The 21,306-nt window shown below is 56.6% G+C and carries 14 protein-coding genes; 5 read left to right on the top strand and 9 right to left on the bottom strand.

Annotated features, from left to right (window positions below):
• Window positions 1–331: 331 nt before the first annotated feature.
• Both uvrD and ATG98_RS09310 read right to left on the bottom strand, forming a co-directional pair.
• Entirely contained in the window at window positions 332–2,497 is a 2,166-nt protein-coding gene (gene uvrD / locus ATG98_RS09315) for a DNA helicase II (protein WP_098420791.1), read from the bottom strand.
• 186 nt (window positions 2,498–2,683) lie between these two features.
• Window positions 2,684–4,135 carry an aldehyde dehydrogenase family protein gene (locus ATG98_RS09310; RefSeq protein WP_098422729.1) on the bottom strand — a complete coding sequence of 484 codons (1,452 nt, stop codon included), beginning with the start codon at window positions 4,133–4,135 and terminating at the stop codon, window positions 2,684–2,686.
• Between the two features lie 286 nt (window positions 4,136–4,421).
• Between ATG98_RS09310 and ATG98_RS09305 the strand changes: the two genes are divergently transcribed.
• Together ATG98_RS09305 and ppnN are read left to right on the top strand one after the other, a co-directional pair.
• Window positions 4,422–5,438, top strand: a complete 1,017-nt coding sequence (locus ATG98_RS09305) for a histone deacetylase family protein (protein WP_098420788.1) — start codon at window positions 4,422–4,424, stop codon at window positions 5,436–5,438.
• Between the two features lie 182 nt (window positions 5,439–5,620).
• Window positions 5,621–7,000, top strand: coding sequence for a nucleotide 5'-monophosphate nucleosidase PpnN (gene ppnN, locus ATG98_RS09300; protein ID WP_098420787.1), 1,380 nt, complete (start codon window positions 5,621–5,623; stop codon window positions 6,998–7,000).
• 83 nt (window positions 7,001–7,083) lie between these two features.
• On the opposite strand, the gene ATG98_RS09295 is transcribed toward ppnN, so the two are convergent.
• Together ATG98_RS09295 and ATG98_RS09290 are read right to left on the bottom strand one after the other, a co-directional pair.
• Entirely contained in the window at window positions 7,084–7,416 is a 333-nt protein-coding gene (locus ATG98_RS09295; protein WP_098422727.1) for a c-type cytochrome, read from the bottom strand.
• A 172-nt stretch (window positions 7,417–7,588) separates the two neighbouring features.
• Entirely contained in the window at window positions 7,589–9,784 is a 2,196-nt protein-coding gene (locus ATG98_RS09290; protein ID WP_098424416.1) for a tRNA(Met) cytidine acetyltransferase TmcA, read from the bottom strand.
• 116 nt (window positions 9,785–9,900) lie between these two features.
• On the opposite strand from ATG98_RS09290, the gene ATG98_RS09285 reads away from it, so the two are divergent.
• On the top strand, window positions 9,901–12,237 hold the full coding sequence (locus ATG98_RS09285) for an ATP-dependent helicase (protein ID WP_098422725.1): 2,337 nt from the start codon (window positions 9,901–9,903) through the stop codon (window positions 12,235–12,237).
• A gap of 211 nt (window positions 12,238–12,448) precedes the next feature.
• Window positions 12,449–13,573 carry an OmpA family protein gene (locus tag ATG98_RS09280; protein ID WP_098422723.1) on the top strand — a complete coding sequence of 375 codons (1,125 nt, stop codon included), beginning with the start codon at window positions 12,449–12,451 and terminating at the stop codon, window positions 13,571–13,573.
• A gap of 97 nt (window positions 13,574–13,670) precedes the next feature.
• Here the strand turns inward: ATG98_RS09280 and ATG98_RS09275 are convergent, their stop codons facing one another.
• Window positions 13,671–14,942 carry a D-amino acid dehydrogenase gene (locus ATG98_RS09275; protein WP_098422721.1) on the bottom strand — a complete coding sequence of 424 codons (1,272 nt, stop codon included), beginning with the start codon at window positions 14,940–14,942 and terminating at the stop codon, window positions 13,671–13,673.
• Between the two features lie 84 nt (window positions 14,943–15,026).
• Between ATG98_RS09275 and ATG98_RS09270 the strand changes: the two genes are divergently transcribed.
• Complete coding sequence (locus ATG98_RS09270) at window positions 15,027–15,836, top strand: TatD family hydrolase (RefSeq protein WP_098422719.1); 810 nt, start codon at window positions 15,027–15,029, stop codon at window positions 15,834–15,836.
• A 13-nt stretch (window positions 15,837–15,849) separates the two neighbouring features.
• Here the strand turns inward: ATG98_RS09270 and ATG98_RS09265 are convergent, their stop codons facing one another.
• From ATG98_RS09265 to acnA, 4 genes are all read right to left on the bottom strand, one after another.
• Window positions 15,850–16,758 (bottom strand): lysine exporter LysO family protein, encoded by a 909-nt coding sequence (locus tag ATG98_RS09265; RefSeq protein ID WP_098422718.1) that lies wholly within the window; start codon window positions 16,756–16,758, stop codon window positions 15,850–15,852.
• On the bottom strand, window positions 16,758–17,081 hold the full coding sequence (locus tag ATG98_RS09260) for a DUF2288 domain-containing protein (protein WP_098420780.1): 324 nt from the start codon (window positions 17,079–17,081) through the stop codon (window positions 16,758–16,760). The genes ATG98_RS09265 and ATG98_RS09260 overlap by 1 nt, the downstream gene beginning before the upstream one ends.
• Window positions 17,082–17,170: 89 nt before the next feature.
• Window positions 17,171–18,295 carry a response regulator gene (locus ATG98_RS09255; RefSeq protein WP_098422716.1) on the bottom strand — a complete coding sequence of 375 codons (1,125 nt, stop codon included), beginning with the start codon at window positions 18,293–18,295 and terminating at the stop codon, window positions 17,171–17,173.
• A gap of 196 nt (window positions 18,296–18,491) precedes the next feature.
• Entirely contained in the window at window positions 18,492–21,260 is a 2,769-nt protein-coding gene (gene acnA, locus ATG98_RS09250) for an aconitate hydratase AcnA (RefSeq protein WP_098422714.1), read from the bottom strand.
• Window positions 21,261–21,306 lie beyond the last annotated feature (46 nt).

Genomic DNA, 21,306 nt, shown 5'->3' with positions numbered 1-21,306 from the left:
CTTCATGGGGCAAGGCTCATTGGCTGGACTGAACACTAGACGCAAGCCTCCTGTCAGGTTGAGAGCAAACTGTCCTTGCCGGTCACCTTGGAGAGGATGAGGGTTGCCGGCGACTAGCTCAGTTACCCGACTTACAGCATCAAGGTCGCTAAGTCGTGCTCGCAGTTTGCGAGCACAGAGCGCGCCGAGTTTCTTCTCGGCTTTACGCTGCTGCTCGCATAGCTCTCTGACTTTTTTGTTTTCGAACAGAATCTCCAAGATGCTCTTACTCTAGCATTCTTTACCTATTAGGTAAATTTTATGTAAAAAATTTTAGGCCAAACTGAAAATCTCAGCAAGCCTCCAGCGGCGCATACGCCAATACCAGCCACTTGGCACCGTCATCAAAATTAACCTGAATCCGGGTGTGATGGCCGCTGCCTTCGCTGTTCATCACCGTGCCTTCGCCGAACTTCGGATGCATAACCCGCTGCCCCAGGCTGAAACCAGACTGCTTGGCGGATTCCTGGCTGAACATACTTTCGTTAGGCCGCGCCACCATGGCCGGGCGGGTCACCGTATTACGCAACCGCACCTCTTGAATACAGTCGCCGGGGATTTCCCGCACGAACCGCGACAGCGCGTTGAACTTTTCCTGGCCGTACAAACGGCGTGATTCGGCGTAGGTGATTATCAGCTTCTTCATCGCGCGAGTGATACCCACATACGCAAGGCGGCGCTCTTCCTCCATGCGCCCCGGCTCCTCTAGGGACATGCTGTGGGGAAACAGACCTTCTTCAACACCGGCCATGAACACCAGCGGGAATTCCAACCCTTTTGCGGAGTGCAGAGTCATTAACTGCACGCTGTCTTCGTGGTCTTCCGCCTGAGCTTCACCAGCGTCCAGCGCAGCCTGGGCGATGAATTCAGACAGTGGATCAATGCCCTCCTCCACTTCGTAAGTCGTCAACGCATTCACCAGCTCTTCCAGGTTTTCCACCCGCCCCTGGCCCTTTTCACCTTTTTCGCTGGCGTGGTACTCCTTCAAACCGCTGTCGTCGATGGTCTGCTGCATCAGGCCGTGTAATGTGCCGTGTTCGGCCAAAGCTGACAGTTCTTCTATGATCGACAGAAATTTCTGCAATCCGGTTTTTGCCCGGCCTTTCATTTGCCCTGCGTCCAGCATGCGCTGAGCCGATTCCCACATAGAGATGCTTTGCTCGCCTGCATAGCGCCGTATATCGGCCAGACTTTTTGCGCCTATGCCCCGCGGTGGCAGGTTTACCACTCGCTCGAACGCAGCGTCGTCGCGGCGGTAGTGCACCAAACGCAGATAGGCCAGAGCGTTGCGGATTTCCTGGCGGTCGTAGAAACGCAGGCCACCGTACACCCGGTACGGAATGCCCTGGCGCATCAACGATTCTTCCAGTACGCGGGACTGGGCGTTGGAGCGGTAAAGGATGGCCGATTCGCTGCGCAGATTGCCGTCTTGTACCCAGCTGGTGATAGTGTCGGCAATGTAGTTGGCTTCGTCTTGCTCGTTGAACGCGGCGTAAAGGCTCACAGGTTCACCGTCAACCCCGTCGCTCCACAGCTCTTTACCCAGGCGGCCCTGGTTGTTGTCTATCACCGCGTTGGCAGCTTTCAGGATCAGCTTGGTAGAGCGGTAGTTCTGCTCTAGCTTTACCAGGCGGGCGTTGGGAAAATCGCGCTGGTACTGCTGGATGTTTTCGACTTTGGCGCCGCGCCAGCCGTAAATGGACTGGTCGTCGTCGCCCACCACAGTTAATGGCACGCGGTTGCTGGCCAGAACTTGCAGCCAGGCGTATTGAATGGCGTTGGTGTCCTGAAACTCGTCCACCAGAATGTGCTGAAAACGCTGCTGATAGTGGGACAGCAGTTCCGGGCGTTGCAGCCAGAGTTCGTGAGAGCGCAGCAGCAATTCGCCAAAATCCACCAGACCACTTTGCTGGCACAGTTTTTCATATTGGCGGTAAACCCGCACCATGGTGCTGGTGAAGTGATCACCGGGGTTTTCCTGAATATGATCGGCACGCAGACCTTCGTCTTTCTGGCTGCTGATCCACCACTGGGCCTGCTTGGGCGGGAACTGGGTTTCGTCGATCTGGGCTTCGCGCATTACCCGCTTCACCATGCGCAACTGGTCGTCGCTGTCCAGCACCTGAAAATTTTCCGGCAGATTTGCGTCTTTCCAGTGGGCGCGTAGCAGGCGATGGGCAATACCGTGGAAGGTGCCAATCCACAGGCCGCGAGAGGGTATGTTCATCATCTCTTCAATGCGGTGGCGCATTTCCTTGGCGGCCTTGTTGGTAAAAGTCACCGCCAGAAGGCCGGTTGCCGGCACCCGGTTCACCTGCATCTGCCACGCCATGCGGTGCACCAGCACCCGGGTTTTGCCACTGCCGGCGCCGGCCAGAACCAGCAAGTGATCGTTTTCTGCCGTCACCGCTTCGCGCTGGGCGTCGTTCAGGCCGTCGATAATGTAGGAAACGTCCATAAAATGTCGCTACTGGTTAAATAAACAGGTCGGAAAGTATAACAGCCTTGAATCGCCCTTGCCGAATGCGGGTGCATGGGGCCAAATTCCATGGGTTTTAGCCAAAAAAACGGTGAGCCGTGGCCCACCGTTTTCGTTCACTCTTTCACTGACAAGCGCTAACGCTTGTTTGGCTAGCCGGCGCGATTAAAACCCGCGGGGTACGGTTTGCGCTTCGGTGAATTCAAACAGCCCTTCTTCGCCGCCTTCACGGCCAGTGCCAGACATTTTCATGCCACCAAATGGCGCTTCCGGCGTGGGGCCCGTGCCGGTGTTCCAGCCCACGTGACCAAAACGCAGCCCGGCCGCTACGCGCTGGGCGCGTTTGACATCCGCAGTGAACACGTAAGAGGCCAAGCCAAACTCGGTGTCGTTGCCGGCCGCGATCACTTCGTTTTCATCGCTAAAGCTGGCGATGGGTACCAACGGGCCAAAGGTTTCTTCCCGCGAGCAACACATCTGCCGAGTTACGCCAGTAATCACCGTGGGCGGGAAAAACAAATCGTCATCGTTCAACTCTGACGGCTTTTTACCGGCTACCAGAGTGGCGCCCTGCTCTAGCGCGTCTGCCAGATGGCGTTTCACCTTGTTGTAACCGGCACGGTTGATCAGCGGGCCGAGGTCTACATCGCCGTTGATGCCGTCACCTATGGTCATTTTATTTACCCGTTCGGCCAGTTTCTGACTGAAGCTGTCGACTATTTTTTCATGGGCAAAAATACGGTTAGCGCACACGCAGGTCTGGCCGCTGCCGCGGAATTTGTTGGCCAGCAGGTTATCAACCGCCGCGTCCAGGTCGGCGTCGTCAAACACGATAAACGGCGCGTTGCCACCCAGCTCCAGAGCCAGCTTTTTCACCAAGTCGGCGCTGTCTTTAATCAGCTGGCACCCCACTTCGGTGGAACCGGTAAAGCTGAGCATAGGCACGTCCGGGCTTTCGCTCAGCGCTTTGCCAATCATGCTGGCTTTACCCATCACCAGGTTCACCATTCCGGCGGGCAGATCAACGTATTTATCCATCAGAGTGAACAGCGCAACCATGGTCAACGGGGTGGCACTGGCGGGTTTGATCACCGACGGGCAACCGGCTGCCAGAGCCGCCGACAGCTTTTTAGCAATCATGCCAATGGGGAAGTTCCAGGGCGTAATCAGGCCCACCACGCCGACCGGGCGAAAATGCACGGTCCAACTGCAACCTTTGGGCTTTTCCTCCAAGTTACGCGGACTCAACACCTCAATATTTTTGGCGCAGTAATCGAAGAAGCCAGCGGCGTAGTCCACTTCGCCTTGGGCTTCGTTTAACGGCTTGCCGTGTTCAAGACATAGAATACGGCCCATCTCTGCGCGATTGGCGGTTAAAGCATCACGAATGTCTTCCAGCCACTTACGGCGAGTTTCCAAAGGGTAAGGCTCGGTCAGTTTTTCGGCTTTTTTTGCCGCGGCTATGGCATCTTGCACTTGTTGCTCGGTTACAAACGGCACTTTCGCAATAACGGCACCGGTGGCCGGGTTATCCACATCAAAGGTATCAGCGGCGGCTTGTTGCCACTGGCCACCGGCGTATCCGGTTATGTTCTGTAATAACGGTGATTCAATCATTCAGGCTCCCTTACATGATAGATAATCAGGCTGTACGTGATAGGTAGCCAAGCTGTACGTGGTAGCCAGGCCGTTGCAATACCGATCAAGCTGCTGCGATGCGATCTGAACGCTCGATCGCAGAAGCGCAAATTCTTACTCATTCATTTATTCACTATAGTGGATGCTCTCCGGCAACCTGTAAAGCTGACGGCGATTTTACGGTTCAGATTTTTTTGACCCACGCCAGTCAGTGCTTATACTCGGGTGATTACGCCCTACCGCTTCCTAAGAAGGCCGCTGAAATATGAAAGCATTTTTTCACCCCGCACAAGATCAACACAGCCCACAGTCGTACTTCACCCGCGGCCAAATGCGCCAACCGCAAGAAGTAGCAGACCGTACCCGGGAAATGTTGGCGGGCCTGAAGGCCAGCGGTATTCCGGTGCTGCAACCGGCTGACCAGGGCGCGGGGCCCATTGGCAAGGTGCACGATCTGAGTTATCTGCGCTTTCTGGAATCTGCCCACAGGCGCTGGAAGGCGATGGGCGATGACTGGGGCGATGAGGTCATGTCCAATATTTTTGTGCACAGCCCCAACGCGCTGAAAGGCGTTCTGGCTGAGGCCGCACGTTATCAGGCCGACGGTAGCAGCCCCATTGGCAAGCACACCTGGGATGCCGCCTACTGGTCGGCACAGACCGCCCTGGGCGCGGCCGACGCCTTGATGGCAGGGGAACACACCACCTATGCGGTATGCCGCCCGCCGGGCCATCACGCTCGCCACGCAGCAGCCGGTGGCTTCTGCTATCTGAATAACGCGGCCATTGCTGCCGAGCGCCTGCGCAGCCGATATCAGCGCGTAGCCATACTCGACACCGACATGCATCACGGCCAGGGTATTCAAGAGATTTTCTACCACCGCAGCGACGTGCTTTACGTTTCGGTGCACGGCGACCCCACCAACTTCTACCCGGTGGTGGCCGGTTACGAAGAAGAACGCGGCGAAGGCGAAGGCTACGGTTACAACATCAACCTACCCATGCCCCACGGCTCTGATGAAGAGTATTTTTTCAGCAAGGTGGAAGAAGCCCTGACCGCGCTGAAGCTGTACCAGCCGGATGTTATTGTACTGGCCTTGGGCTTCGATATTTACAAGAACGACCCGCAAGCCAAAGTGTCAGTGTCCAGCGAGGGCTTCTGTCGTTTGGGCAGCCACATTCGCCAAATGGGCCTGCCAACACTGACGGTGCAGGAAGGCGGCTATGACCTGGACACCCTGAGTCTCAACGTGCAGCAATTTTTTAAGGGCCTGACTGGCTGAGCCCTGTTGCGGTAAGGCACGTTGAAAACAGGTTCGGTGGGTTCCAGCCCAGTCTGGAATCCAGCGTTATTCGGTAGCACATCGGCAAAAAAACACTTAGTGTAGCGCCTCGGCCGCCGGCAATCGGACGAGCACCCGTGTGGTGGAGGATGCCGGCCGCATACCAAGGAGTTTTACGACCGATGAATGAACCCACCATCAACGCGTTGGTGTCGCCCGAAGGCAGCCTCGAAATCCTGTCTAACCATGAAGTAAACCGCCTGAAAGACCGCAGCGAAGGCGGCCTTTACCGATTGTTTCGCCAGTGCGCACTGGCCGTACTGAATACCGGAGTGGTTACCGACGATTGCCAGGATTTGATGACGGCCCACAGCGACTTTGAGGTGCACCTGGTGCCCCAGCCCCGCGGCCTGAAACTGGAACTGATCAACGCACCCCACCATGCCTTTGTCGACAATGAAATGCTGCGCGCCAATCGCGAACATTTGTTTTCGGTGTTACGCGACATTGTATATACCCATTCCAGCCCGCTGTTCATTGAAGCCCAGCGGCATCCGCGGCCGGAAGATCTGACCAATATGGTGTTCCACATTCTGCGCAACGCGCGGGTGCTGCAACCGGGGCGACAGCCAGACATGGTGGTGTGTTGGGGTGGCCATTCCATCAGCCATGAAGAATACCAATACAGCAAAGAAGTGGGCCACCAGTTGGGCCTGCGTGAACTGAGCATTTGCACCGGCTGCGGCCCCGGCGCCATGAAGGGCCCGATGAAAGGCGCCACCATAGGCCACGCCAAACAGCGAGTAAAAGACGGTCGCTACATTGGCATTACCGAACCAGGCATAATCGGCGCCGAGGCACCCAATCCGATTGTGAACGAACTGGTGATCATGCCGGATATAGAAAAACGCCTGGAAGCCTTTGTACGCCTTGGCCACGGCGTGATCGTATTCCCCGGTGGAGTTGGCACAGCGGAAGAAATTCTTTACCTGTTGGGTATTTTGTTGCACCCAGACAACGCCGACATTCCCTTCCCGGTGGTGTTTACCGGCAGGCGCGAGAACGCTGATTATTTTGAAATGATCGACAAGTTTATCCGCAATGCCTTGGGTAACGACGCCGCGAAGCGTTATGAAATTATCATTGACGATCCGGTGCGGGTGGCGCGCACCATGAAACACGGTATGCAAGAGGTCGAGACCTTCCGCCGCGCCATGCAAGACGCCTATTACTTTAACTGGACGTTAAAAATAGACCCTGTGTTTCAGCTGCCATTTGAGCCGGACCACGCCAACATGCGCGCCTTGGAACTGCATCGGGATCAGCCAGTGCACTTGATTGCGGCGAATCTGCGCAAAGCCTTCAGCGGTATTGTCGCGGGTAACGTAAAAGAAGAAGGAATTCGGAAGGTGCAGGCCCATGGCCCGTTCGAAATTGCGGGCGACCCCAGCCTGATTAAGCCTTTGGAAGCCATGCTGGAACAGTTTGTGGCTCAAAATCGTATGAAACTGCCCGGCACCTCGGCTTATAGGCCAAGTTACCGGATTATCAGCAAGGTCTGACATTTCGTCTGGCTAAGTAAACGGACACTTTAGCCAGACGTAAAACAGCCCCACTATTTTGCAACAACTGACTGCGGGGTGGCTTATTTTCCGCCTGCAGGCAGACTGGCGAAATACGCCGCCAAGTCGGCGATGTCAGTATCGCTCAGCCCCATTGCCTGGCCCTGCATAATGGCCGCCTGGCCACCATTACGTTCCTTGTTTTTGTACGCCTTCAACGACGACACCAAATACATCTCGTGCTGGCCCGCCAGATTCGGATACATCGGGATCAACGCGATACCGTTCTGACCATGGCAAGCAGCACACACGGCGGCTTTTGCCTTACCAGCGGCCGCATCTCCGGCGCTGGCCATCATCGGCAGCGCGGCACTCATTACAAAAAGACCTGCAACAGCAAAGTGCTTCAATTTCATTAGGGTAACCCTCTCATTTTTTTCGAATCGAATGACTGTAATTTCTTAAACGCGAATAACAGCGAATAACAGCGAATAAAACATCCTATTAATATACCAGTTTGGCGTTATAGCACGCGCCAAATTCTGTTCAAATGTGATAAATCAAGACGCAGTTTGCATGGCACGGATACTAACAGCACCAGCCTGAAACCATAAACCTAAGTTGTCGTTCGGCGTTGCGCTGGCCAAGGCACAGATTCTCGCGCTGAAGTTCAGCCCAACTGCGGCCTTGCACCACAGCGCGACACCAAAGCGCGCACTGCGCGGGCGGCAGTCCACTCAGCCAGTCTGCTGCGCCGGCGCAGCGGCTAAGAGTCTGCAGCGCGGGCAGGGTCAGCTCAAAGCCGCGATGGCCAGCAGCGAAATACTGTAAATCGCGCTGGTCTTCGGCATCTGGTTGCGGGCCGGCCGGCAGGCTGCGCATTACGGTGGCCATCAGTTCCGGCTCACACTGGACCCACTGACGACCGGCCAGCACCAGCCAGTGCCGGCCCAGGCGCTGCTGTAAATCCTGCACCAAACGCTTACCCGCTGCACTGAGCCCGCACACAGCCTGTAACGGATATTCACCACTGCTGGCCTCCTGGCTGAAACCCAGACGCACCGGCTGCAACCCCTGGCGCTGCCAAAAAGTCAGGAGCGCAGGCGTGCCACCAAAACTGCTGCCGATATAATCAAAGCCTTCCGCTTTGGCATAGGCCTTAGCGGCAGACACCAGGCGCTGGCCAATCCCGCTGCGCCGCTGCGGGGCCGCCACCGCAATTCGTGTTACCCGTAAACCATGCTGCTGAACCGCTTGCGGCAGGCCCGCGTGTAACGCCAGCGACTGTGCCAACAAATGCCCGCGCAGCCGGCGCTGCCCAAGGCTGACCTGCTGCGCCAAAGGCGCTGAAAATTCGCCTTCGCCCTGGGCCCACAACAATCCCACCGTGCGTCCATTTATGCGAGCTCGCCAGCTGACGGCGGCGGGGTCGTCCAGCCACTGGCGCAGGTCTGCCGGCGTCGTGCGGTAATGAGCGTTCACCAAAAGCCCGAAAGCTTCCGCCAAATCATTTTCTGTTGCCTGAGCCGGCTGCCAGCGCTCTAGCTCCAGAACCGGCTCCAGTACCAGCAAGGGATCAGGCGTCTGCTGTTGTGTGTTGTTCTGGCTTTCCGCCGCCAACAAGAACAAGCGGAAAACCAGCGGCTCCAGCGGGTCACTGGCCGCCCATCGCACTGGCTGCGAAAGAGTACGCTCTTGCCAGTGAGGCGTGTACCGGTCCAACTGTTCGCGAAAGCGCACCGCAAATCCCCGCCCGGCTCCTTCATAGCCGTGCACAGTGGTGGCAAAGGCCACCCGTGGCCAGCCTAGCAAAATACGCTGCAACAGCGGCGCGGCTATGGCGGCGGCTTCGTCGACCATCACGACTTCGGCGGCAGGTTTGTCCGCCAGCAGCTGTTGCGGCAATACGAATGTCAGGCTGGCGCCGCTGGTGGTGTTCAGTTCAGTAGCCGATTGGCTTTGCAGTTGGGCTCCCAGGCGCTCACGGGCGTGGGCCATAACGGTAGCCACCTGTTCGGCCGAAGGCGCAGTCAGCAATACTCGCTGGCGGCCCTGCAACAGCAACTCCGCTGCCGCCAAGCCCAAGGCTGCCGATTTGCCGCGGCCGCGATCAGCGGTAACCACCAGCGGACGGCGCCGGCGCCCCAAGCCAAAACGCACCAGCGCTTGCACTAGCTGGTCCTGCTCGGGCCCGCCGCTAACGCAGAACGCCGTTGCGGGTCGGCGTCGGCTTAATTCGTTCCGCACACGGCCCAGTTCTGAGTTTATGGTGGCGTTCGTGCTCTCATCCCCACTCACATCCAGCCGAATGACGTCTGGCGTATCACACAGTATCTTCGCCAAGCGCTCAGCAAAGGGGTGTTCACTGGCCTGATCAAGGCCGGTGCGGGCGTAGTCCGGGTCAGCAAATGTGCCCCATTGCGCCAGCGGCGGCATCAGCCAGAACCACAGGCCGCCAGCCGTTAATGTGCCAGCCAGCGCCGCCAGCCCGTCAGGTGGGTTGCCACTGAAGCCGTCCCACACCAGCAGGTCTAGCTCACGCCCCAGCCACGTTCTTGCTTGCGCCGGTGTCGCTAGTTGCAAGGCCAGCAGGGGACTGTCGGCCCTGGTGCTGACCCACAGGCCCTGATCTACCGTTAAAAATGGCAGTTCGGTCGTCAACCAGCGCAATGCCGCACTGCGGTCGCCCTCCATCAGCACCAGTCTGCGTTCACCGGCGTGCCGTAATTCAGCGCGCAAGTGCTGCAGAGCGCCGGGGCTGGGTGAATCCGGTGTAAACGCCATAACCGTGCTCTTAATAGGTGTTTTTAAGGTGCGTTTGAACTGCTGAATATGAAAAATGACGACGCCATTATGGAACAGGCCTGTGCCCGCGACCAGTTGCCGATTACAATGGCGCCATGCCACAGCAACCACCCGCTATCGATTACCAGCATCAACCCCACACTGCCGCAACGGCCCTGGCGAATCCAGCTGCACAACTGGTGCTGCCCGAGTTTCTGACCGACGAGCAACGGAGCATTATTAGCGCCGGCTTTGAACACGCGGTGATTACCGCGGTCGCCGGCAGTGGCAAAACCACGACCCTGGCATGGCGTATTCGCTACCTGCTGCACCAGGGGCACGATCCTGCCCGTATGCTGGTGCTGATGTTCAACCGCAGCGCCAAGATGGATTTCGAACGCAAACTGCAAACGGTGTGCGGCAATAGTGGCTTGGCGCTGCCGGAAATACGCACCTATCACGCCATGGGCCTGCGGCTTTACCGGCGTTTTGTGCGGGAGGGCTATCTGCCCAATTTTTCCGCTAACATTCTCAGCGACGCGGAAATTAACTATCAGGTATTTCAGCTCAGTCGCCGGCTGGTGCCGGAAGACCTGGCCGACGAGCTGCGGCGGAACAAAAAAGAATTTATAGAAACCGCCACCGGCTTTATTGACCGGGTGAAAACCAGCCTTTCGCCTGCTGAAATCGTGTTTGAAGACATGGAATTCACTGAACGCCAGCGCTACCTGATTGACCTGTTCCACAGTTTCGAGCAATGGCGCAAAGGCCAGAGCCGTATCAGTTTTGCCGACATGCTGTACGAGCCGGTCATGGCCATTCACCAGAACCCGCCCCTGCAAAGACTGGTGGCCAATAAAATGGACCTGATTCTGGTGGACGAGTATCAGGACACCAACGAAATTCAGCACTTGTTGCTGCGCTACGTAGCCGGCGACCGGGCCCGGGTAACCGTGGTGGGCGACCCGGACCAGACTATCTACGAGTTCCGTGGTGCCAAACCGGAATTTATTCTGCGCCGCTTCAGCGACGAATTTGAAAGCCCGCTGGAACAAACCCTAAGCTACAGTTTCCGCTATGGCCACCGGGTAGCGTTGCTAGCCAACCATCTGATTCACAACAACAGTGGCCGTAAAGACTTACTTTGCCATGCACACCCGTCTACGCCCGCCACCACCGTTACCCTGCACCGCCACGACAATGACGCCGATACCGTGTTGCAACTACTGCAGGCGATGACCGCAGAACAGGTGACCGATACCGCTATTTTGTTCCGGGTATGGAGCCAAAGCGTTGCAATTGAACTGAAACTGCTGGCGCGGCAAGTGCCCTACCGCATTGATGCCGGTAAAGGTGCGCTGTTCAGTCGCGAAGTGCAGGCCGTCATGGCGCTGTTGCAGGTGGTGACAGGGCAGCTTAAAGCGTTGCCTGACAGCGACCGCCTAGAGCTGGCGCGGCAACTGCTGCGCTTTCCACACGTCGGTCTGAAAGAGCCAGAACTGGACCAGCTCGCACGCTTTCTAGCAGGCTTTGGCGAAGACTGGGCGCAGCGCATACTGGCGATGGATTTTAACGCCCTGGCCCCAATGGCGGCCCGCAAGCTGCGCAAGCTCGGTGACACCCTGAACCAGCTAAGCGGTTACCGCGGCCCGGTAGCCGGGCTGATCAGCGTGTACGCCGACAGCACCGACCTGTACGAGGGCATTCGCAGCCTGGCCCTGACCCACGACAGCGCGGAAGAGCGAATCGACACCATTCACGGCTTTCGGCAATACCTGAAAAGCCTGGATGTTAACGCCGAAAAAGCCCTGGCCCACCTGCACACGCTGAAACAACAGGCCGGTGCCCGCCGCAACGATGGGCAAGACACCACGCCCGCCGGCGTTCTGCTGTCAACCATTCACCGCACCAAAGGTCTGGAGTGGCCAACGGTCATCGTGCCCGGTCTGCAGGAGAAGTACCTGCCTTACAGCCCCCGCGCTGAAGACAATCTGCGCGCGCACCTGGAAAGCGAACGGCGCTTATTGTACGTGGCCATTACTCGCAGCCGGCAGCAGTTGCACTTGATTACGCGCCCCGCCAGCAGCCGCCCTCACCTTGACGGCGACCAGGGCCCCAGCCGCTTTGTTGCAGAGTGTTGCTTTGAGCTCTCCGACGAACTGGGCGGCGCTTTGCATCAACCAGACGGGAGCAACGCTATAACCCTGAGCGCCCCGCTAACGGCGATTAGCGAGCGTTACGGTCGCCGCGAAGGCGTAACCCTGAGCGGCGAAACAAGCCAGGAAGACAATGACCAACCCCTATGGCAGCGAGAACGGCTGCAACACGCCATATTTGGCGCTGGAACCGTTGTCAGTGAGGATGAAAGAGCCTTTGAAGTTCGATTTGATAACGGCGATACCCTCAATTTCAGCAAGCAAAGCGCCCACCTCTACTTCAGCTCGTTAAATTAACACGAGTTCAGATGCCGAAATTAAAATTATATTTTTAAAATCAATAATTTATATAAATACCTTATATGCATACCCGTATAACTCCTAAGGTAACATTACATAAGCTTGTTTTGAATTTTACGTATCAATAGCCTAATTTAGCTGCAAGAGTTGATGGCGATCACAAATTCGTAGATTTCCTGAAGCTTAATAATCGAAATGGAGAGCGTTTATGAAATTTTTGCGTCCGGTCGCTATTGCAGCCCTTGCCTCATCTTTTGCAGTTCCTGCATTGGCTGAGCGCCAGGAAACCATTTACCTGAACCCATTTGCCGGTTACCAGTACTTTGGTGACAAGCGGGATCTGGATGAGTCTGACACCTACGGTGTGGGCATTGAGTATCGCTTTCTGCCGAACTGGGCAGTAGAAGCCGTTTACTCGCGAGCTAACGCAGAGCGCAAATACACCGGCGGCTCTACCGATTTTGACGAAATACGCGTAGACGGTACTTACTACTTTGCCGGCCCGGACCGCGCCTGGAACCCATACGTATCTGTGGGTGCCGGTCACGCCAACTTTGACGGCACTGGCCCGTCTACCCCAGGCTTCAACAGCGACGAAACCCGCGTAAACCTGGGTGCCGGCATACGTTACAACATCAGCGATCGCGTATCCCTGCGTGGCGATTTGCGTGAATTCCACGGCATTGATGAAAGCACTTTCGACACCATGGCGTCTTTAGGTATCAGCGTTGCGTTCACCCGCACCGTTGGCCAGGCAGCCCCGGCTCCGGTTCCAGCACCCCTGCCGCCAGCTGATGCTGACAACGACGGCGTGCCCGACACCCGTGACCAGTGCCCTAACACCCCCCGCGGCGCCAAAGTTGACGCTAACGGTTGTGAACTGGACAGCGATAAAGACGGCGTAGTGGACAGCAAAGACAAATGTCCGAACACCGCCGCTGGCGTGAAAGTTGACAAAGACGGCTGTGAAGGCATCACTGAAACCATTAGCACCACGGAAATTGAAGTTCAATTCCCGCTGGAAAGCGCCACGATTGGTGATGCTTATGACAGCCAGATCCGTGCCATCGCTGACACGCTAGAGGCCAAGAGCAACACCTACGTTGAAATTGCTGGCCACACCGACAGTACCGGTACAGCTGAATTCAACCAGAAGTTGTCAGAGCGCCGCGCAACATCTGTTGCCGATCGCTTAACCGGCGCACTGGGCATCAGCCAGGATCGCGTATCCAGCAAAGGCTACGGTGAAGCCGAGCCCATTGCTAACAACAGCACAGACGCTGGCCGTGCAGCCAACCGTCGGGTTGAAGCTCGCATTCAAGTGCGTCGCTAAGACTTCCAGTCTGATGAAATGAAGTATAAAAAAGGCACCTTCGGGTGCCTTTTTTTGTTTCTATTTATTCGCTAGCGGCCGATAAAGCCCAAGCGCCCTACTCGCTGAAACGCTCTGGGCGGAAAGCATCCAGGCACACCGCCGGCTCCTGGTTATCGATCACACTGGCGATCACATCCGCGCTTCCAGCGGCGAGCGTCCAACCGAATACGCCGTGGCCGGTATTCAAATACAGATTTTCCCGGTTGCCACGGCCAATGATCGCAGGGCCATCTGGCGTCATCGGGCGAAACCCGGTCCAGCTTTCTGCGCTATCGATGTCTGTGCAACCCGGAAAGCGACTGCGAACCGACTTTTTAATGGTTTCAAGGCGTGCCTGCGGAATGCTCCGGTCAAAATCGTTCAATTCCACAAACCCCGTTGCCCGCAAGCGGTCGCCCAAGCGGGTCATAACTACCTTGTATTGGTCATCGTGTATGGTGGATTTTGGCGCTTTTTGTGCATCGGTAATGGTTGCCGTCAGGCTGTAGCCTTTCACCGGATAAATCGGCAGTCGCTGGCCCAGGGGCCGGGTCAGCTTATCAGACCAGCAGCCGGCGCTGACGACAACCGCATCGGCGTTCAGGTTTTCCCGCTGCCCTTCTTTGGTACGCAACATAATGCTGTTGACACGCCGGTCGTCTGCCAGCAGTTGTTCTACGTCTACCTCATAGCGAAACACCACGCCTTTTTCTTCACAAGCCCGCGCCAATTCACGGCTGAACAGATGGCAGTCGCCGGTGCCGTCGGTGTCATAGCTGAGCGCGCCGTAAAGTGGCCCGTTGCCGCTCAGGCCAGGCTCTAACTGTTCTACCTCGGCGGCGTTCAAAATACGTGCGGGAATGTTCATACTACTCAGTAAGTGCTGAATCTTGCGATAGCCGTCCAACGCCTCCGGCGTACTGGCTAAATGCAACAGGCCTTCATGGGCACCGTCAAAGTCCAGCTCAAGCTCGTTTTCCAGAACCAGGAAACGCTCTCGACTGTGCTTGGCCAGGCGCAACATGGCGCGCCGGTTAAAACCGAAGAGCCCCGGCGACCAGGCGTAGCGTAACGTCGAAAACATGAAACGAATGGTTGCCAGCGACGGCGGCAAACCCATTTTTAACGGCCCATCCTGTTTTACCAACCAAGGCAGTGCTTTAAGCACCATAGACGGGTCGGCCCAGGGATACACAACACCGTAAGAGCGCTGCGCAGCGTTGGCCTTACTGGTTTCATTACCTGCCAGGCTGTGACGCTCCAGAACGGTCACTTGATGGCCGCGGCGACAAAGTTCCCAAGCTGTGGTTACACCAACCACACCACCACCAATCACCACAACGTGCATAGAACTCTCCTTTGGCTGGGTGAACAACGGGTAAAGCTGTTAATATGGCGACATTCCTTGCCGACAACGTATTGCGAGTGCCCCATGAGTAAGAAGCGTCGTGACATTCCACGATTTGATCACCCTATCATAGAAACCCACTGCCATCTGGACTACCTCAAAGAGCGCCCGCTCGAGGATATTCTACTGCAAAGTGAGCAGCTGAACATTGAGCGCATCATCACTATTGCGGTCTCTCCGGATAACCTTGAGCGGGTGCGGCAACTGAGCCAGCTTGCGCCCTGGATTTATGGCACCCAGGGAATTCATCCTCACGAAGCCGAAACCTTCAACGATGAAGTAGAAGCTGAAATTCGCACCCACGCCGGCGATGCAAAAATCGTCGCGGTGGGTGAAATCGGTCTGGATTATTACTACGATCACGCTGACCGCGAGGTGCAGCGCACCGTGTTTCGCCGCCAGTTAAAAATTGCCTGTGACCACAACAAACCGGTGGTGATTCACAGCCGCGACGCCGACGACGACATGGTTGAAATTCTGCGCGAGTTCGAAACCAGCCTGACCCGGCGCGGCGTGATTCACAGCTTTACCTCCGGCCCTGGGCTGGCGCGCTATGCCCTGGACCAGGGCTGGTGCTTGGGCTTTAACGGCATTACCACCTTTAACAAAGCCGAGAACGTGCGGGATATTGTGCGTATGTCGCCCATCGAGCAAATTTTGCTGGAAACCGACGCGCCGTTTTTGACGCCGGTACCCTATCGCGGGCGTGAAAACGCACCTTGTTACCTGCCCTTTGTGGCCGAAAAAATTGCCGAAGTAAAAGAGCTGCCATTGCAGCAAGTGATCGAGCAGACCTACCACAACAGCCTGCGCACATTTTTTCCGGCGGGCTAAGCCCACAAGCCGGCTAGCCTAATGACAAAAACAGCCCCATGAACACCGGGGCGAAAAACGACAGCAAAAAGCCGGAGGCGATGGCCACCGGCACGCAGGCCAGGCCTCCGCTGCTGCGAATCACCGGCAGGGTAAAATCCATAGAAGTGGCGCCGCCATAACCAATGGCCATTGCCGGGCGGCGGGCGATTACCAGCGGAATAATGGCCAGAGCGATAATTTCGCGCAGTACGTCGTTCATAAACGCCACCCCGCCCCAGGCGGGGCCCAAGGCATCACCAATGACAATTCCCGACAAAGAATAAAAGCCAAAGCCTGAAGTCAGTGCCAATGTCTGATGCCAGGGTAAACCTAACACCGGTATCAGCAACACCCCCGCCAGCATTGAACTGGCCATTAAAACCAGCGCAATACCCAGGCCCTGCACGTTCATCAGCAGCTTGCGCAGCGACAAGCCAGCGTTACGAAGCTGCAAGCCAATCAGCAGCAGCAGCAGCATGAGCAGGCCGGTGGCGATCTGATCAATAAACGGTATAGCCGGCAACAGGTAATAACCCAACAACAAGCCAAACAGCGCCGCGAACAAGGGTCTTACCGCTGCCATGAACAGCCGCCGATAGCCCGGGCTATCCGACTGTTCCGCGCTGTTCACCGTCAGCGGGCGCCAGCGGTGAAACAGCCACAAGCCGCCCATATTGCACAGCAACAACAGTGCCACCAGGGCCAACACCTGGCTTGCCATGGTGCCGAGCTGACTGCCCAAGCCGTCCATTTGCCCTAGCCCCAAACCAAGCATACCCAGAATCAGGTACACCAGGGTTTCTACCGAGTAGTGGATGGTGGTCATCGCGCGACGGTTGGAAATAGAAATGGCAAAGCCCAGAAACAGCGGCGCCAGTATCAGCAGCACTCCGGTCAGCATCAGTGCAACTCGCCGTCGGCACGGTCTTGCACCAGCACCCAGGGCGCGATTACAACGGCCCACAACTCGGTATTGTTCTGATACCAGGCTCGGGCCAGATCCGGCGTAACATCCCCCACCCTGCCGCTGGCCAGCCAGTGTTCAAACTGCGCCTTATTGTCGGCAACCAACTCGCATGCCACGTTTAACAAATCAGTGTCGGCGGCCACTTGCACAACTTGTCCACGGGCATAGTATGTTTGCAAGTCATGCCAGTGAATACGGGAGGTTTCAAGATTCAGGCGGGCTTTGATTTCATTCGCAGATTCAGAAGAAGAAGACATAATGGCCTTGATGGATGTTTGTCAAAAATGCGTGGCATATTTTAACCGATTGCCCGAATAGCAGCCACCGTTAGGAGCCAGACCGCGCTTTAACCTATACCCTCCAGCCCGAGCCGACGCAGTAACCACTTACCGTCATCACTGTCTATTAGCCCACTCTCGTATAATCCGGCAGCCCGCATAATCACTTTGGACTGGTTCACCGTTTCCCGCGGTAAAAAATGTACAGCACCGACCAGCTCCCGCAGCTGCAGCGGCAGGCGCCAGTGCACTTTAATCTGATTGCCCAAGGGTTGCGCCCAGTCGGCCAGGGCCTGGTCTATCTCCTCAGCGCTCAGGGTTTTGTCGCCTGAGTCACAGTACTGTTGCATCAGTTTTAACGCCGCTAAGTCTCCGGCCCGGCTCAACAATCCAGCGGTATGGCAGGGTACGGCAGGCTCACCAAGCTTCAATGCCAGCCGGTACGCACCGTCGGCCACGGCCACGGCCTGCGCCAGCAATCCTTTTGCTTTTTCTGCCAGTAGCGGATGCGCCAACTGGCCACAAATATCCAACGACAGCGCCAGCGCGTGATTCAGTGCCATAGGTACACCCAGAGCCAGAATGGCATCTTTCAGTGTTGTCACCGGCAGTCCGGAGCGGCGAAAAGAAATACTGCCCGCAACCGCCAGTAAACGTGCCGTTACTGAAACTTCGTTACGCCATGATCGCACCAGCTCTGCCGCGCTGACATCCTGGCCGCGCTGAAGCAGCTCGATTATTTCAGCGGTGTTCGGGGCTCCGGGTAGCTGCACCATGGTGCTAACAGCTGCTGCAATGTGCTCGTTCAGATTCATACTGCCACCTACCTGCCCCTGGGGGAGCAAACTGCGCAGCCGCTGGTGCAATGATTCAACGCTGAACGGTTTACTGACAAAGCCACTGATGCCCAGCCGAGCCGCCTTCAATATGGATTCACGATCGGCCGTTCGGCTGATCATTAACACGGGCACCTCGCTTTGCGAGCGGCGCACACGGCGAATCAGCTCCAGACTGCTGCCATCGGGAAGGTCCACATCCGCCAGTATCAAATCCGCTCCGTGAACTTCCCAGTGGTCCAAAGCGTTCTGCACAAAGCCAAATCCGTGCACTCGCACCCTTGGGTCTACACCGACACAAATACTGGTCAGCAAAGCAACCATGTTGTCGTCGCTGTCAACAATCAACACATTCATCCTGTGGCTTATTCCCTTAGTGACACTTACCAAAACGACGCACCTGCCAAAAAATTTCAGACAAGATGGTGAATATACGATCGTAAACTGCGCGCACAACATTACAGGCTTTGATGCTCGCACCACCACATAAACAAAAGGCCAGTACCCTTCAGGTAGCTGGCCTTTTGATCATAACGACTTTTAGCGACACAAATCAGGCAGTGCGCAGCATTTCCCGAACCACATAGTGCAGAATCCCGCCGTGGCGGAAGTACACCGCTTCGTTCGCTGTGTCTATGCGCGATAGCAAATCACAACTTGCGGTTGTGCCATCCCCATAAGTGACCGTCATGGTCAGAATTTGCCCGGTCGTGATGTCGCCAGACAAGCCATCAATGGCGATGGTTTCGTCGCCGGTCAATTTCAGGGTTTTGCGGTCGGTGCCACTTTGGAATTGCAGTGGCATTACGCCCATGCCGATCAGGTTGGAGCGGTGAATACGCTCGTAAGATTCGGCTACTACCGCTCGTACGCCCAACAGGCGAGGGCCTTTGGCGGCCCAGTCGCGACTGGAACCGGAGCCGTACTCCTTGCCGGCGATCACCACCAGTGGTATGCCCTGCTCCTGATACTTCATGGCAGCGTCGTAAATCGGCATCTGTTTACCGTCTGGCACGTAGCGAGTATAACCGCCTTCCACGCCATCCAGCATTTCATTGCGGATGCGCACGTTGGCAAACGTGCCGCGCATCATCACTTCATGATTGCCACGACGCGAGCCATAAGAGTTGAAATTCTTTGGTTCTACCCCGCGCTCCTGCAGGTACTTTCCGGCAGGGCTGTCGGCCGCGAATGAACCGGCTGGGGATATGTGATCGGTGGTGACCGAATCGCCCAGCAGCGCCAGAATGCGCGCTTCGCGAATGTCGTCGATCGGCTCAGGCTCAGGCCCCATACCTTCGAAGAAGGGCGGATGCTGGATGTAGGTGGAATCGTCTGACCACTTGTAAACCGTGGTTTCAGGGACTTCCATAGCCTGCCAGGCGGCATCGCCGTCGAACACGGCGGCGTATTCGGTGCGGAACATGTCCGTTTTGACTTTTCCCACCGCTTCGGCCACTTCCTGCTGGCTGGGCCACAGGTCCTTCAGATACACCGGGTTGCCGTCTTTGTCGTCACCCAGCGAATCTTCCAGCAAATTCACCCTTACATTACCCGCCAGCGCGTAAGCCACTACCAAGGGCGGCGACGCCAACCAGTTGGTTTTCACCAGAGGGTGTATCCGGCCTTCAAAGTTACGGTTGCCAGACAGCACCGAGGCCACCGTCATATTGCCATCGTTAATGGCTTTTTCCACCGCCTCGGGCAGCGGCCCGGAGTTACCGATACAGGTGGTGCAACCGTAGCCCACCAGATCAAAACCGAGCTTGTCCAGGTCGCCCTGGAAACCGCCTGCGCGCAAATACTCTGTGACCACTTTCGAGCCTGGCGCCAACGACGTCTTCACCCAAGGCTTGGTTTTCAAACCTTTGGCGACCGCTTTTTGTGCTACCAGGCCAGCGGCCATCATAACGCTGGGGTTGGACGTGTTGGTGCACGAGGTAATCGCCGCAATCACCACCGCACCCGGATCCAGGCGAGTTTCCTGGCCGTTCATAGCCAGCATCTGACTCGAGTGATGATGATAACTGTTGTCGACACCGACGGCGGTTTGCCCACCCTCAGATTCAAGTGCGTTGTTGCGTTTGTCATTCGTTTTGGGTGCGCCTTCGCCGGTTTCCATCACCAGTTCAAACGCGGCTTTCATGTTCTTCAGCGCCACCCTGTCTTGCGGGCGCTTGGGGCCGGCCATGCTGGCTTCGACCTCATCCATATTCAATTCAAGGGTATCGGTATACGCCGGCTCGTGGCCGGGTTCACGCCACAGTCCCTGTGCTTTGGCGTAGGCTTCTACCAGCTCGACCTGCTGCTCCTCACGGCCGGTCAGGCGCAAATACTTCAGAGTCTGTTCGTCTACCGGGAAGAAACCGCAGGTGGCACCGTATTCAGGCGCCATGTTGGCAATGGTGGCACGGTCGGCCACCGGCATGTCTTTCAGGCCGTCGCCGTAAAATTCGACAAACTTGCCCACGACTCCATGGCTGCGCAGCATTTCGGTAACGGTCAGCACCAGATCGGTGGCGGTAATGCCTTCGCGCAATTTGCCGCTGATTTTAAAGCCTACCACTTCGGGAATTAACATCGATACTGGCTGGCCCAGCATGGCGGCTTCGGCTTCAATGCCGCCCACGCCCCAGCCCAAAATACCCAGGCCGTTGATCATGGTGGTGTGCGAATCGGTGCCTACCAGGGTGTCCGGATAGGCCAGGGTTTTGTCGCCCAGCTGTTTGTGCCACACGGTTTTGCCCAGGTATTCCAAGTTCACCTGGTGGCAGATGCCGGTGCCGGGCGGCACCACGCGGAAATTATCAAACGCCTGCTGGCCCCAACGCAGAAATTCGTAACGCTCCTGGTTACGCTCCATCTCCATGGCCACGTTGTCTTTAAAGGCTGAAGCATCGCCAAAGTTATCGACCATCACGGAGTGGTCAATCACCAGGTCTACCGGCGACAACGGATTGATCATTGCCGGATCTTTGCCCGCAAGCTTAACGGCGTCGCGCATGGCGGCAAGATCCACCACACCGGGCACGCCGGTGAAGTCCTGCATCAGCACCCGCGCCGGGCGAAACTGAATTTCAGTGTCGGAATTGCAATCTTTGAGCCACTGCACCATGGCATCAATATGGCTGCGGTCTACGGTGGTGCCGTCTTCATTGCGCAACAGGTTTTCTAACAGCACTTTCAGCGAAAACGGCAGGCGGTCAAGGTCACCCAGCTCAGCCGCCGCTTTCGGCAAGCTGTAATAATGATAGGTGGTGTTTCCAGCCTTTAGACTGCTAAGGGTGTTCAGGCTATCCTGACTGTGAAGTTCACTAGACATAGCGTGCCTCCTGCGGTGAATGTAGCTCCTACTACTATCGCACCGT

It is taken from the genome of Marinobacter sp. LV10R520-4 (genome assembly GCF_002563815.1).
Lineage (GTDB): Bacteria > Pseudomonadota > Gammaproteobacteria > Pseudomonadales > Oleiphilaceae > Marinobacter.
This window is presented reverse-complemented; position numbering and strand designations above follow the sequence as displayed.